The organism is Paraburkholderia gardini (assembly GCF_907164575.1).
Classification (GTDB): Bacteria; Pseudomonadota; Gammaproteobacteria; order Burkholderiales; family Burkholderiaceae; genus Paraburkholderia; species Paraburkholderia gardini.
On sequence record NZ_CAJQYY010000044.1, the window covers coordinates 1 to 13,516 of the forward strand.

Consider the following 13,516-nt stretch of genomic DNA (forward strand, 5'->3'; position numbering starts at 1 on the left):
CACCCGCGCGCGGCCCTTCCAGATCGACTTCCTCGATCGTCAGCGGTGCGCCCGCTTTCCATGCGATGGCTGCTTTGGTCTTCATTGTGAATGCTCCTTAAAGTCGGTGGATGCGGCGATCGACGCTCAGGTTCGATCGACATGTTGCAAACTCAGTCAGGCGCGGCGGAAGCAGGAAACCACTCCTCCACGCGCGCGTAAAGATCAAGGAAGCGCGCATAACGTGCGGCCAGCGCGCGATCGTCCCGCGGGCCCGCGACGCGGGTTGTCGCCGGCGCCAGCGACGCCAGGTCCGACGCGTGCCAGTGACCGCTCGCAAGACCGCCCAGTATCGCCGCACCGCGCCCCGCCGCGTCAGGACAATCGACCGCGTGCAGCTCGACATCGAGCGCGTCGGCGAGCATCTGCCGCCAGCGCGCGTCGACGGAGCCGCCACCCGCGAGCCGCAGCGTCGTCACTTCGGCGCCGCTGCGGCGGATCGCGTCGAGACCCGCACGCAACGAAAACGCGACGCCTTCGAACGCCGCCCGCATCATCGTGCCGCGCGAATGACCGAGCGCGAGTCCGAGCCAGCCACCCCGCGCCGACGGGTTGAGCCACGGCGAGCGTTCGCCGGTGAGATACGGAAGGAACGTGAGGCCGGGCGCGGCGTCCTCGGCGAAGGCATCGCGATAGGCGTCCGCCCATTCGTACGACAGCCAGCCGCGCACCGCTTCGAGCGCGACGCCGACGTTCTGCATCGCCGCCATCCGGTACCAGTGACCGGTTGCCGCGCGATAGCGATGCAGCCCGCGCGCGGCGGCCGGCTCGCCGGTCGCGAGCACGACGATCTGGCCGCCGCTACCGGTGGTGAGTAGCGCGTCGCCATCGTTTGCAAGACCGCTGCCGAACGCGGCGCACGGTGTATCGGCTGCGCCCGTCGCGAGCGTGATGCCGGCACGTAGGCCCAACGCGCGCGCGGCTTCCTCGGAGAGCACGCCGCCCGGCGCGTACGAAGGCGCGAGCGGCGCGAACCATGCGTGCGGCACGCCGAGACGCTCCAGCAGCGCGCGATCCCAGACGCCGGCCGGATCGGCGAGCGCGGTCGCGCACGCATCGGACGGATCGCTGACGAACGCGCCGCCCAGCGCAACGCGCAGCCAGTCTTTCGGTTGCAAGGCCCAGCGCGTGGCTTCCACGGTGCGCGGCTCGTTCAGCATGATCCAGCGCAGCAGCGGGCCCGCCATGCCGGGCGCAACAGGATTGGGCTGTGGCTCGGGCCACGCATCGAGCAGCGACAGCGCGCGCGTATCGGGCCACAGCATCGCGGGGCGCACCGCGCGGCCCTCTCCATCGGTGAGCACGACGCCGTGCATCTGCCCGGAAAAGCCGATCGCGTGAACGTCGTCGCGCTCGGCGGCGGGCAGCTTCGCCGCCGCTTCGCAGAGCGCGCGCCACCATGTGCCGACGGAGATTTCCGCCCAGCCGGGGTGCGGCGTCGCGATCGCATACGCGACGCTCGCTGTCGCACGTTCGCGCCCTGCTTCATCGACGGTCGAAAGTTTCAGTGAACCGGTGCCGAGGTCGATGCCAAGAAAACGCATGGGCGAGGAAAGGTCGAAAAAGAGGAGAAAACGGGTGGGTTTCCGCGCTACGCATCCGCTACGTCAAAACCGCAAATCGCGGGTTAACCCGGCCACACGAATGGGCGCGTCGAAATCACACTATGCGCTGCACCGAATACGCTTCATCGATTTTCACACATATTGCGGCACAGGGGCTTCGGCGGCCGCCTTCGCGCGGTACTCCGCCCCACGGGCCTGAGCGCCGGTTTGCGGCGAGCGCGCATTTCGCGCGGCTTTCAAATGTACCGCGCGCATATGATCGCCGCGAAGCCCGGAATAGGCCACAGTGGTCTTGTTGCATCTTTTCGTTCCCCCTACCTTGGAGTCATTCCGAAAACGAGATGTGGAGAGAGACAAAATGCAATCGAACACGGTTCACCCGTGCGACGAGCGACTGCCCGCCGGCCAGTTGCTGACGCTGGGCATTCAGCATGTGCTCGTCATGTACGCCGGAGCGGTCGCCGTTCCGCTGATCATCGGCAGCGCCCTCAAGCTGCCAAAAGACCAGATCGCGTTTCTCATCAGCGCCGACCTGTTTTCCTGCGGTATCGCCACGCTGATCCAGACGCTCGGCCTGTGGATCTTCGGCATCCGTCTGCCGGTGATCATGGGCTGCACGTTCGCCGCCGTCGGTCCGATGGTCGCGATCGGCACCAATCCGTCGCTCGGCATTCTCGATATTTTCGGCTCGACGATCGCCGCCGGTATTGTCGGCATTCTGCTCGCGCCGGCGATCGGCAAGCTGCTGCGGTTTTTTCCGCCCGTCGTGGTCGGCGTGGTCATTTCGGTGATCGGGCTCTCGCTGATGGAAGTCGGCATCAACTGGGCAGCCGGCGGCGTCGGCAATCCGGATTACGGCAATCCCGTCTATCTGGGCCTGTCGTTTGTCGTGCTGATGCTGATCCTGCTGATCAACAAGTTCGGCAAGGGCTTTGTCGCGAATATTTCCGTGCTGCTCGGCATCGTCGCGGGCTTCGTGATCGCCGCGCTGCTCGGGCGCGTCAACATGGATGGCGTGACGGCCGCGCCGTGGGTCGGCTTCGTCATGCCGTTCCACTTCGGCTTGCCGCACTTCGATCCGCTCTCGATCGCGACGATGGTGACCGTGATGTTCGTCACGTTCATCGAATCGACGGGCATGTTTCTCGCGGTCGGCGACATGGTCGACCGGCCGGTGGACCAGAAGACGCTGGTGCGCGGCCTGCGCGTCGACGGGCTCGGTACGTTGCTCGGCGGCATCTTCAACTCGTTTCCGCATACGTCGTTCTCGCAGAACGTCGGGCTGATCGGCGTGACGGGCGTGAAGAGCCGGTTTGTCTGCGCGATGGGCGGCGTGATCCTCGTGCTGCTCGGCCTCTTTCCGAAGATGGCGCAGGTGGTCGCATCGGTGCCGGCATTCGTGCTCGGCGGCGCCGGCATCGTGATGTTCGGGATGGTCGCGGCGAACGGCATCAAGGTGCTCTCGAAGGTCGACTTCGTGAAGAATCACCACAACCTCTTCATCGTCGCGGTAAGCATCGGGCTTGGCCTCGTGCCGGTCGTGTCGCCGCAGTTCTTCTCGAAGCTGCCACCCGCGCTCTCGCCGCTGCTGCATAGCGGGATTCTGCTGGCGGCCGTATCGGCGGTCGTGCTGAACCTGATCTTCAACGGCGTGAAGGGCGAGCGTGCGGCGAAGAACGCCATCCGGCGCGCGGGCCACGACTTCGACGGCCGCGCGCAAGCCGAACTACCGTCACGCGACGATTCCCTGCACGTCGCGAGCGACTTCGAGGCGCGCCCCGCGGACGCGCACTGAAAGGCCCGCACCGCGCGACCGGTGGCGAAGCGACGAAGCGACGAAGCGACGAAGCGACGCCAGAATTGAAAATGCCACGGTTTTCCCCGTGGCATTTTTTTGCTGCTTACTACTCGCGATCCGGCGGCAACCGCAACGGACCGCCGGATCAGTCAACCCACCCGCTTCACCCCGCCGACGACGGCGCCGAAGCCGCTGCCGGCGCGCTGGCCGCACCGTAATCGACGGGCGCATCGGCCGGACGCGGCTGCTCACCCGCCCGCTCGATCCACCCGCCGCCCAGGAACTGGTACAGATCGACAAGGTTTGTCAGACGTTGCAGGCGCGCGCTGATCAGCGTCTGTTGCGCCGTGTACAGATCGGTCTGCGCGGTCAGCACGGAAAGATAGCTGTCCACGCCGTTCTTGTAGCGCAGGTCCGACAGATCGAAGCGACGCTGCTCGGCGAACGTATTGCGTTCACGCGCGGCGATTTCCTGATCGTACGTGCCACGCGCGGCAAGACCATCGGCGACTTCGCGGAAGGCCGTCTGGATCGCCTTTTCGTACTGCGCGATCTGGATGTTCTTCTGCACGTTCGCGAGATCGAGATTCGCCTTGTTCGCGCCACCTTCGAAGATCGGCAGCGTGATCTGCGGCGCGAACGCCCACGCCGCGGAACCCGCCTTGAAGAGGCCGCCGAGCGTCGGACTCAACGTACCGAAGTTGCCGGTCAGCGAAATCTGCGGGAAGAACGCAGCGCGCGCCGCCCCGATATTCGCGTTGGCCGCGAGCAGGTTCTGCTCGGCTTCGATGATGTCCGGACGGCGCTGCAGCAGATCCGACGGCAGACCGGCCGGAATATCCGTGAGGAGATTCTGGTCGTTGAGCGGCAGGCCCGGCGGCAAATCTGCCGGGAGCGGTTCACCCACCAGCAGGACCAGCGCATTTTCGGCCTGCGCCCGCAGACGCGCCTGCACCTGCAGGTTGGCCTGCGCCTGCTCGACCACGCTCTGCGCCTGACGCAGGTCGAGTTCGGAACCCGTGCCCGTGTCGAACTGCAGCTTCGTGATGTTGTAGGAATCCTGCGCCGTCTTCAGCGTGCCTTCCGTCACCTTGAGCAGGTCGTCAGTGGAAAGCAGCGTCAGATACTGATCCGCCACCGAGGACACCAGCGCGATTTCCGCCGCCTTGCGCGCCTGCGCCGTCGCCAGATATTGCGCCAGCGCCTGATCCTTCAGGCTCTGGATACGACCGAAGAAGTCGATTTCCCACGACGCATTCAGCCCGACCGAATACGTGTTCGTGATCGGGATACCGGAAATCGACAGATCCCTCGGCGTGCGCTGTTTGCTCTGCGATGCCGAGGCGTCCAGCGTCGGGAACAGTTCGGCGCGCGTGATCTGGTATTGCGCACGCGATGCCGCGATATTCAGCACCGAAACGCGCAGATCGCGATTGTTCTTCAGCGCGATCTCGATCAGACGTTGCAGGCGCGGATCGGTGAAGAAATCGCGCCAGCCGATATCCGTGGCCGCCTGGCCGTTCGCGCTACGCGTGCCGTTATCGGTCGCGCCGGGCTGCGTCGAGTAGACCCCGCCCGCCGGAAAACCGTCCGAAACGGGCGCGGCCGGGCGCTCGTACTTCGGCGCCATCGTGCAACCCGCGGCGAGGAACGCCACCGCGACTGCAATCAAAGAATGTTTTTGCATCTCAGTGCCCTTCCTTGCCCGAGCCGTTGCCACCCGCGCCGCCTTCCGGATCGTGCGGATGGTGCTGGTTGTAGTGTTCCATCGCAGCATCCGGGTCTTCCTTCTCGCCGCCGAACTTCGCACGGATCACGACGAAGAACATCGGGATCATGAAGATGGCGAGGAACGTCGCCGTCAGCATCCCGCCGATCACGCCGGTACCGATCGCGTGCTGGCTCGCCGAGCCCGCGCCGTTACTGATCGCGAGCGGCAACACGCCGAGAATGAACGCAAGCGACGTCATCAGGATCGGACGCAGCCGCAGACGCGAGGCTTCCAGCGCTGCCTCGATCGGACCCATGCCTTCGGACTGCTGCAACTCGCGGGCGAATTCCACGATCAGAATCGCGTTCTTCGCCGAGAGTCCCACCGTGGTCAACAGACCGACCTGGAAGAACACGTCGTTTTCGAGCCCGCGCAGCGTGGCCGCCAGCAGTGCGCCGATCACGCCGAGCGGCACCACCATGATCACCGAGAACGGAATCGACCAGCTCTCATACAACGCCGCGAGACACAGGAACACGACGAGGATCGAGATCGCGTACAGGATCGGCGCCTGCGAACCCGACTGACGTTCCTGGAACGACAGGCCAGTCCATTCGTAGCCGATACCCGCCGGCAGCTTCGCCGCGATGGCTTCCATCGCATTCATCGCCTGACCGGTCGACTTGCCCGTCGCCGCCGCGCCCTGGATTTCCACCGCGGAAATACCGTTGAAACGCTCGAGCTTCGGCGAACCGTACGTCCACGTACCGGTCGCGAACGCCGAGAACGGCACCATGCCGCCCGCGGAATTGCGCACGTACCAGTCGTTCAGGTTTTCCGGGGTCATCCGGAACGGCGCGTCGCCCTGCAGGTACACCTTCTTGATCCGGCTGTCGACGTCGAGGAAGTTGTTGATGAACTGCGAAGCCCACGCGATCGAGAACGTCTGGTCGATCGTCGACAACGACACGCCCAGCGCCGCAGCCTTTTCGTGGTCGATGTTCACCTTGAACTGCGGCGTGTCGTTCAGGCCGTTCGGTCGCACCTGCGCGAGCGTCGGGTCTTTCGCGGCCATGCCGAGCAGCTGGTTGCGCGCGGCCATCAGCGCCTCGTGGCCGACACCCGCACGATCCTGCAGTTCGAAGTCGAAACCCGCGGCCGTGCCGAGTTCCGGAATCGACGGCGGATTCACCGGGTACACCGTTGCGTTCTTGTAGCCAGCGAAGTGCATGAACAGCCGGCCGACCAGCGCCTGCACCTTCTGGTCCGAATGCTGGCGCTCGCCGTAGTCCTTCATCCGCACGAACACGAGACCCGCGTTCTGGCCGCGGCCGGCGAAGCTGAAGCCGTTCACCGTGAAGGTCGCGTCGACGATGCTCTTTTCGCTACTCAGCAGGTAGTCGGAGACGTCCTTCAATGCCCGCGCCGTCGTTTCCTGCGTCGAGCCTGACGGCGTCTGCACCAGCACGAACATCGTGCCCTGGTCTTCGTCTGGCAGGAACGACTTCGGCAGCTTCACGAACAGCAGGCCGACCGCGAGGATCACCACCATATAGATGATGAGCCAGCGACCCGAACGCTTGATCACGTGGTGAACGCCAACGTGATATTTGTCCCGGCTTTTGTCGAACGTGCGATTGAACCAGCCGAAGAAGCCCTTCTTCTCTTCGTGATGGCCCTGCGGAATCGGCTTCAGGATCGTCGCGCACAGCGCCGGCGTCAGAATCAACGCGACCAGCACGGACAGCACCATCGCCGCCACGATCGTCAGCGAGAACTGCCGGTAAATCGCACCGACCGAGCCGCCCGAGAACGCCACCGGCACGAACACCGCCGACAGCACGAGCGCGACGCCAATCAGCGCGCCCGTGATCTGGTCCATCGCCTTGCGGGTCGCGTCGCGTGGAGACAGCCCTTCTTCGGCCATCACCCGCTCGACGTTTTCCACCACCACGATCGCATCGTCCACCAGCAGCCCGATTGCCAGCACGAGCCCGAACATCGACAGCGTGTTGATCGAGAATCCGACGAGCCCCATGATCGCGAACGTGCCCAGCAGCACCACCGGCACGGCGATCGTCGGGATCAGCGTGGCGCGCAGGTTCTGCAGGAACAGGTACATGACGAGGAACACCAGCACGATACCTTCGAGCAGCGTCTTGACCACTTCCTCGATCGACAGGCGCACGAACGGCGTCGTGTCATACGGGTACTTCACGACGAGGCCGTTCGGGAAGTACTTCGACAGTTCGTCGACCTTCGCGCGCACCTCTTTCGCCGTTGCCAGTGCGTTCGCGCCGGTCGCCAGCTGGATACCGAAACCGGCCGTCGGCTGACCGTTGTACTTCGTGTCGAAGTTGTAGTTTTCGCCACCCAGTTCGATGCGCGCGACATCCTTGATACGGACCTGCGAGCCGTCCTGGTTCACCTTCAGCAGCACGTTGCCGAACTGCTCCGGCGTCTGCAGCAACGTGGCCTCGGTGATGGTGGCCTGCAGCACCTGACCCGGCACCGAAGGCGTGCCGCCCAGCGAGCCGCCCGCCACCTGCACGTTCTGCGCGAGCAGCGCGGTCTGCACATCGACCGGCGTGAGACCGAAGTTGGTCAGCTTGCCCGCATCGAGCCAGATCCGCATCGCGTACTGCGAGCCGAACAGCGTCACCGTGCCCACGCCGTCAAGACGGCTGACCGGATCCTGAATGTGCGACGCGACGTAGTTCGCCAGGTCGTACTTGTTCATGCTGCCGTCTTCGGAGACGAACGCCATCACCAGCAGGAAGCTGCTGCTGGACTTCGTCACCTTGGTGCCGAGCTGCTGGACGACCTGCGGCAACAGCGGCGTGGCGAGCTGCAGCTTGTTCTGCACCTGCACCTGCGCGATGTCGGGGTTGGTGCCGGCCGCGAAGGTCAGCGTGATCGTGGCCGTACCCGAATCGTCCGATGTGGACGACAGGTACAGCAAGTGGTCGAGACCACTCATCTGCTGCTCGATCACCTGCGTGACAGTGTTTTCAACCGTCTTCGCCGATGCGCCCGGGTACGTTGCGCTGATCTGCACGGCCGGCGGCGCGATGGTCGGGTATTGCGCGATCGGCAGCGTGAAGATCGACGCGACACCCGCGAGCATCAGGATAATGGCGATCACCCACGCAAAAATCGGGCGATCGATAAAGAACTTTGCCATGAAACGGGCTCCCTGTTATTGCGCGCCCGATGCAGCAGAGGCAGCCTGAGCCGTCTGCGCACCGCTGGCCGCTGGTGCGCCTTGAGCCGTGGCGCCGGAGGCGGGGGTGGCCGGCAGTTGCGCGGCGACCGGCTTCACTGTCGCGCCCGGACGGACCTTTTCCGTGCCCTGCACGATCACGCGATCACCCGGATTCAGCCCGCTTTCGACGACCCAGTTCGACTGGTACGTGGTGGAGGCCACCAGCTGACGCAGCGACACCTTGTCGTCCGGACCCACGACGAGCGCCGTCGGCTGGCCCTTCTGGTCATGCGTCACGCCGATCTGCGGCACCAGCAGCGCCTTTTCGTTCACGCCTTCCTCGATGCGCGCGCGCACGAACATGCCCGGCAGCAGCACACGGTCCTTGTTCTGGAAGATGGCGCGGATCGTCACCGAACCGGTGGTCTGGTCGACCGTCACGTCGCTGAACTGCAGCTTGCCGGTTTCCGAATAGGGGCGGCCGTCTTCCAGCAGCAGCGTGACCTTGGCGGCGTTGATGCCGCTCGTCTTCAGACGGCCTTCCTGGATTTCGCGGCGCAGCTTCAGGCCGTCGAGGCTCGACTGCGTCAGATTGACGTAGACCGGATCGAGCTGCTGGACAGTCGATAGCAGCGTGGCCTGGCTTGCCTGTACATAGGCGCCCGGCGTGACCGACGAAATACCGATGCGCCCCGTGATCGGCGACGTGACATCGGTATAGCCGAGGTTGATCTGCGCGGTTTCCACGGAGGCCTTGCCGGCGGCGACGTCTGCCGCGGCCTGCCCTTGCGCGGCCACGGCGTTGTCGTAATCCTGCTTGCTGACCGCGTTCGCCGCGACGAGCACCTTGTAGCGGCTCGCCTGCGCGGTGGTCGTGGCCAGGTTCGCCTGCGCCTTGGCAAGTGCGGCCTTCGCGTTGTCGAGCGCGGCGATATACGGTGCCGGATCGATCTTGTAGAGACGCTGGCCGGCCTTGACCTCGGCGCCTTCCGTGAATTCACGGCGCAGCACGATGCCGTCCACCCGTGCGCGGACTTCCGCGACGAGAAACGCGCTGGTGCGGCCCGGCAACTCGGTGGTGACCGGGACGGACTGTGGCTCGACAGTCACGACGCCGACTTCAGGCGTTTGAGGCGGAGGGGCTGATTGTTTTTGACCGCATGCTGCAAGAATTACGGCAGCCGTCGCGGCACTGATTAAGCGGAATGGAACCCGTTCGACGCGCATGGAGCGACCTCTGTCAAAGACTGAGAATGAAAAAGTGCGCGCATCCCTACCCCGGGGACGACGGCGCACACATGCGTCGTTAGACGCCTGATCGATAGCCCTGACAACTCCACATGCAATCCTGGCCAACCTGGGCGGAGTCCTGACAGAAGCGCGCCAAACCGGGAAATGCCGCACTGCGACGCCCTTCCGGACGATTCGCAAGCGTTTTTAAAGACAACAGTGTCGGATATTAACCGGTCGACACGGCTTGGGCTATCCGATCGATGGGGTGCTATTATATATACATTCATGATTGCACGTAAAAGACCGTTTACAACGTCTCGCGTGCCGTTGCGGCAAGATCAATTCCCAGATAGCCGGACTATTGAATGGATTGTCATCAGCCGCACTTAATAACATTCGGGACAACCCGCACTCTCGCATACGCAGGACAGACAGTTATGGTTCGCCGAACCAAGGAAGAAGCGCAGGAGACGCGCAACGGCATCCTCGATGCCGCAGAACAGGTTTTTTTCGAAAAAGGCGTATCGCGCACGTCGCTCGCGGATATCGCGCAGACCGCCGGTGTAACGCGCGGCGCAATCTACTGGCATTTCGCGAACAAAGGCGATCTCTTCACGGAAATGTTCGACCGCGTGCTGCTGCCGCTCGACGAACTGAAGGCTGCATCGCTCGATCCCGAGGAACCCGATCCGGTCGGGCGCCTGATCGATATCTGCATCGTGTGTCTGCGCGACACGGCGAACGATCCGCGCCGCCGGCGCGTGTTCGACATCCTGTTCATGAAATGCGAATTCGTCGCGGACATGGGCCCCGTGATGGCGCGCTGCCAGAACAACATGCGCGATGGGCTGGAAAGTATCAGGGGCGGCCTGCGCAACGCGATCTCGAAAGGCCAGTTGCCCGCCGATCTCGACGTGGCGCGCGCGACTGCGATGATTCACTCGTTTATCAGCGGATCGTTGCACGACATGCTGTTTCTGCCTGGCGCGTTCGATTACGGTGAACATGCCGAATCGATGGTCCATGCGCTGTTCGATTCGCTGCGGACCAGCCCCGCGCTACGCAGAAGCGGCGCGAACGGTTGAAGGCCTGTCGCGTCCTGCGCGAGGCGGAATGCAAAAGGCGGAAACTTCATGGTTTCCGCCTTTTTCATGCGCGACGCCACAGCTTGCAAATGACGCGAGATTTACGAGGGAGCGGCCACCGAAGCTTGCGTGATACGCGCTTTCTGGTTCGACGCGTAGATCGAACCGCGCCCGAGCGGCTTGCCGCCGTATAGTGCGTCGATCCATTGATCCGTGCTCGCCACCGCCGCAAAGCGCGACTGCAGCACGACGCAGAACACGCGATGAATATCCCCGGCGCTAGCGAAGCCCGCGCTGTTCTCGTACGGCACCGAACCGGTCGCGTCGTGCAGGAATTCGACGGACAGCCCGGCATGCACGGCATGGTTGATGGTCGACGCGTCGCAGTTGTGCGTCATGTAGCCGGTCACGGTCAACGTGTCGATCTGATGCTGCGTGAGCCAGTCGGCCAGATCGGTGCCGGCGAAGGCGCTCGGCAGCGACTTCGTGATCTGGTGGTCATACCCGCGCGATGTCACCACCGCATGCAGCGCGGCACCCTCGGAGCCGGTTGCGAAAATCGGCGACGTCGCCGGCGCCAGGTTCTGCACGACAATCACCGGCACCGAAGCGGCATGCGCCGCATCGATCGCCCGGCCGATATTCGCGAGCGAAGTTTCGACCGGCGGATATTCGATCGGCAGGTCGCCGGTTACGTATTCGTTCTGCACGTCGATAACGATCAGGGCACGGCGCGGTGTGGTCATGGCAACACTCCTTTGTCTCGATGGCTCGCCGCCAGTCGCGCTGTTACGTGGCCAGTCACTGTGCTATTCGCCGCGAATCGAAATACCCCGGGCAAAGCGGCGGTGTGAAAACCGCCGCGCCGCGGGAAACGGCTAACTCTGGCTGAACCACCGCGCCAGATACAGCAGCACCGCAACGAAGAAGATCATCCCCGCCCATGCCCAGTTCGGCACGGCATGCGGATCATGCTGATGGTCATGCGCGCGCGTACCGAGTATCGTGCTCGCCGCGCGACCGGTAAGCGCGCCGCCGTGGTCATGCGGCCGCGCGCGGCGCGCCAGCGCGCTCAGGTTGACCGGCCGCAGGAACACATGCTGACGCCGCGCCGGTGTGCCATGCACGCGGTTCGGCCTCATGCCGTGCTTGGCCTGCACGACTTCGCAGAACTCGGTGAAAAACGTGTCGGCGAGATCATGCAGCGCGTTCTCGATCTGGCGGACGGGCAATTGCGAGAGCGGCCCGGTGAGCGTCGCCCAGACCGAATAGTCGATGCGTGTATGCGGATGTTTCGAGCCGACGATCCAGTGGTCGTCCGCGCGCAGCCGCACTTCCATCTGCCCGCGCAGCGCGCCGACTCCTTGTGCGCGCGCCTTGAAGTTGAGCATCCGGTGCATGGTTGCCGGCTCCACGCCGTCGGGACTGACGATATGCGCGCGAACGTCGTAATGCGCGCGCAGCGGCCCGAGCGGTACCGTCATCGTCAGTACGTATTCACCGCCGGGCGTGCGAGCAAACGACTCGCAGTTGTCGAGGCTCGCGCGCAACAGCGCAAGATCCTGCAACGCTTCCCACACATCCGATGGTGCCAGCGGAATCCGCAACGCGTCGTTCAGTTCCATGTCGGCCTCCCCATGAGCCTCTCACTGCCCGATCACGACGTCTGATCGATGCGGTCCACCTTCGATGTGTAAAACGCCAGATAGCCCTTGATCTGCTGGACGGCCTCGATGGGCGTCTCGTACGTCCACACGGCGTTTTCGACCACGCCCTCTTCGGTCAGCAGATGATAGTAGGACGCCTCGCCCTTGAACGGACATCGGGAGGTGTGCGTGGAACGGTCAAGCCGCGCCATGTTGACGTCGGCACGCGGAAAATAGAACACGTCCGGAAGGCCTGTTTCGGAGACGGTCAGCGCCGCCTGCGTATCGGCCACGGTCACGCCGAGATGGATGACCCGCACACGATGCCGGTTGGTGGCGACGTCGACGCGATGACCGCCGCCCTGGCTGCCGTGCGCGGCGCCCGGCAAGCCCGGGTCCTTGCCTGACGGTTTGCCGGTAGCGTCGTCCGGGTCGGGACTTGCATTGCCTGCCGGGGCGTCGTCCATCATGTCCAGCTCCGAGATGCGGTGGAAACCCGCGCTAGCACCACGGCTATCCGCCGCCGATCCGCTTGCCGCGCATGCGTTTTCCGGCAGGCTGCGCGGCTTCGAAACGAAAAAGCCACGGGCGTGCCCGTGGCTTCATTATCGGCGAAACTTCGGCGGCTTGCGCGGCCTTTGCGTATCCTCGCGCACTTCCATGCAACGTTTGTGCAACGCAACAAAACGCTACGTTACTGTGTGTTCCAGGAGAACGTCGCGCGCGCTGTGCCCTTGCCCGTCACCGAAACCGGTTTGCTCTGTTCGCGGTCCTTGTAGGTGGCATGGACCGTGTAGCGGCCCGGGCGCAGCCTGACCAGCATATAGGGGCCGCGCGACTTCGTGTCCAGCACGCTGGCGCCGTGTGCATCGACCACCTTCACCTCGACATCGGCAAGGAAGTCGGAGCCCGGACCCGTGAAGCGCAACGACAGCGGCCACTGGCTTTGCGCAGCCCGCAACGCCTTCGATTCATCCAGGCCGACACCGCCCGACGTAAACGACACGTCGCCCTGCTGCTGGATCTGCGGCAGGCCGCCACCGTTTGCGTTGCCGGCACTCGTGGTGTCCGTCGTCGTGCCGCCGGTAGTACCGCTCGCCTGTGCGAACGCGCCGGTCGCGGTGCCGAGCGTCAGGGCCACCGCGACCGCCGCGGTGAGGATCCTTCGCTGAGTACACTGTGTTTTCATGTGCATCGCTCCTTGTTATGGTTCGTGCTGAAAACTGTCGGCCGC

10 protein-coding genes and 1 pseudogene are annotated in these 13,516 nt (G+C 64.2%); 2 read left to right on the plus strand and 9 right to left on the minus strand.

The features are described from left to right. Together LPA34_RS25650 and LPA34_RS25655 are read right to left on the minus strand one after the other, a co-directional pair. Positions 1–85, minus strand: a pseudogene (locus LPA34_RS25650) (zinc-binding alcohol dehydrogenase); the annotation flags it as partial. Positions 86–152: 67 nt separating this feature from the next. Continuing rightward, entirely contained in the window at positions 153–1,583 is a 1,431-nt protein-coding gene (locus tag LPA34_RS25655) for a xylulokinase (protein ID WP_228983696.1), read from the minus strand. Between the two features lie 379 nt (positions 1,584–1,962). Here LPA34_RS25655 and LPA34_RS25660 point away from each other — a divergent pair, with 379 nt between their 5' ends. Then, positions 1,963–3,399, plus strand: coding sequence for a nucleobase:cation symporter-2 family protein (locus LPA34_RS25660; RefSeq protein WP_228983697.1), 1,437 nt, complete (start codon positions 1,963–1,965; stop codon positions 3,397–3,399). A gap of 166 nt (positions 3,400–3,565) precedes the next feature. Here the strand turns inward: LPA34_RS25660 and LPA34_RS25665 are convergent, their stop codons facing one another. Genes LPA34_RS25665 through LPA34_RS25675 form a run of 3 tightly spaced genes read right to left on the minus strand, consistent with a single transcriptional unit; the run spans position 3,566 to position 9,545 of the window. After that, the gene (locus tag LPA34_RS25665) at positions 3,566–5,089 is read right to left on the minus strand and encodes an efflux transporter outer membrane subunit (RefSeq protein WP_228983699.1); all 1,524 of its coding nucleotides are present in this window, start codon (positions 5,087–5,089) and stop codon (positions 3,566–3,568) included. A gap of 1 nt (position 5,090) precedes the next feature. Then, entirely contained in the window at positions 5,091–8,297 is a 3,207-nt protein-coding gene (locus LPA34_RS25670; RefSeq protein ID WP_228983701.1) for an efflux RND transporter permease subunit, read from the minus strand. A gap of 15 nt (positions 8,298–8,312) precedes the next feature. Next, positions 8,313–9,545 (minus strand): efflux RND transporter periplasmic adaptor subunit, encoded by a 1,233-nt coding sequence (locus LPA34_RS25675; protein WP_228983702.1) that lies wholly within the window; start codon positions 9,543–9,545, stop codon positions 8,313–8,315. A 443-nt stretch (positions 9,546–9,988) separates the two neighbouring features. On the opposite strand from LPA34_RS25675, the gene LPA34_RS25680 reads away from it, so the two are divergent. Continuing rightward, the gene (locus LPA34_RS25680) at positions 9,989–10,636 is read left to right on the plus strand and encodes a TetR family transcriptional regulator (protein ID WP_228983704.1); all 648 of its coding nucleotides are present in this window, start codon (positions 9,989–9,991) and stop codon (positions 10,634–10,636) included. A 101-nt stretch (positions 10,637–10,737) separates the two neighbouring features. On the opposite strand, the gene LPA34_RS25685 is transcribed toward LPA34_RS25680, so the two are convergent. The 4 genes from LPA34_RS25685 to LPA34_RS25700 form a co-directional block, all read right to left on the minus strand. Then, on the minus strand, positions 10,738–11,382 hold the full coding sequence (locus LPA34_RS25685; RefSeq protein ID WP_228983707.1) for a cysteine hydrolase family protein: 645 nt from the start codon (positions 11,380–11,382) through the stop codon (positions 10,738–10,740). Between the two features lie 132 nt (positions 11,383–11,514). After that, the gene (locus tag LPA34_RS25690) at positions 11,515–12,261 is read right to left on the minus strand and encodes a CoxG family protein (RefSeq protein WP_228983709.1); all 747 of its coding nucleotides are present in this window, start codon (positions 12,259–12,261) and stop codon (positions 11,515–11,517) included. A 32-nt stretch (positions 12,262–12,293) separates the two neighbouring features. Continuing rightward, positions 12,294–12,671 (minus strand): DUF427 domain-containing protein, encoded by a 378-nt coding sequence (locus LPA34_RS25695; protein WP_407672548.1) that lies wholly within the window; start codon positions 12,669–12,671, stop codon positions 12,294–12,296. A gap of 305 nt (positions 12,672–12,976) precedes the next feature. Further along, a complete protein-coding gene (locus LPA34_RS25700; RefSeq protein ID WP_228983710.1) occupies positions 12,977–13,471 on the minus strand; it encodes a carboxypeptidase regulatory-like domain-containing protein in 495 nt (164 codons plus the stop codon). Positions 13,472–13,516 lie beyond the last annotated feature (45 nt).

Bases quoted from the DNA above. Each gene is read 5' to 3' on its own strand.
- LPA34_RS25685 (WP_228983707.1), bottom strand. From the start codon at position 11,382: ATGACCACACCGCGCCGTGCCCTGATCGTTATCGACGTGCAGAACGAA.
- LPA34_RS25700 (WP_228983710.1), bottom strand. From the start codon at position 13,471: ATGAAAACACAGTGTACTCAGCGAAGGATCCTCACCGCGGCGGTCGCG.
- LPA34_RS25690 (WP_228983709.1), bottom strand. From the start codon at position 12,261: ATGGAACTGAACGACGCGTTGCGGATTCCGCTGGCACCATCGGATGTG.
- LPA34_RS25675 (WP_228983702.1), bottom strand. From the start codon at position 9,545: ATGCGCGTCGAACGGGTTCCATTCCGCTTAATCAGTGCCGCGACGGCT.
- LPA34_RS25655 (WP_228983696.1), bottom strand. From the start codon at position 1,583: ATGCGTTTTCTTGGCATCGACCTCGGCACCGGTTCACTGAAACTTTCG.
- LPA34_RS25680 (WP_228983704.1), top strand. From the start codon at position 9,989: ATGGTTCGCCGAACCAAGGAAGAAGCGCAGGAGACGCGCAACGGCATC.
- LPA34_RS25670 (WP_228983701.1), bottom strand. From the start codon at position 8,297: ATGGCAAAGTTCTTTATCGATCGCCCGATTTTTGCGTGGGTGATCGCC.
- LPA34_RS25665 (WP_228983699.1), bottom strand. From the start codon at position 5,089: ATGCAAAAACATTCTTTGATTGCAGTCGCGGTGGCGTTCCTCGCCGCG.
- LPA34_RS25660 (WP_228983697.1), top strand. From the start codon at position 1,963: ATGCAATCGAACACGGTTCACCCGTGCGACGAGCGACTGCCCGCCGGC.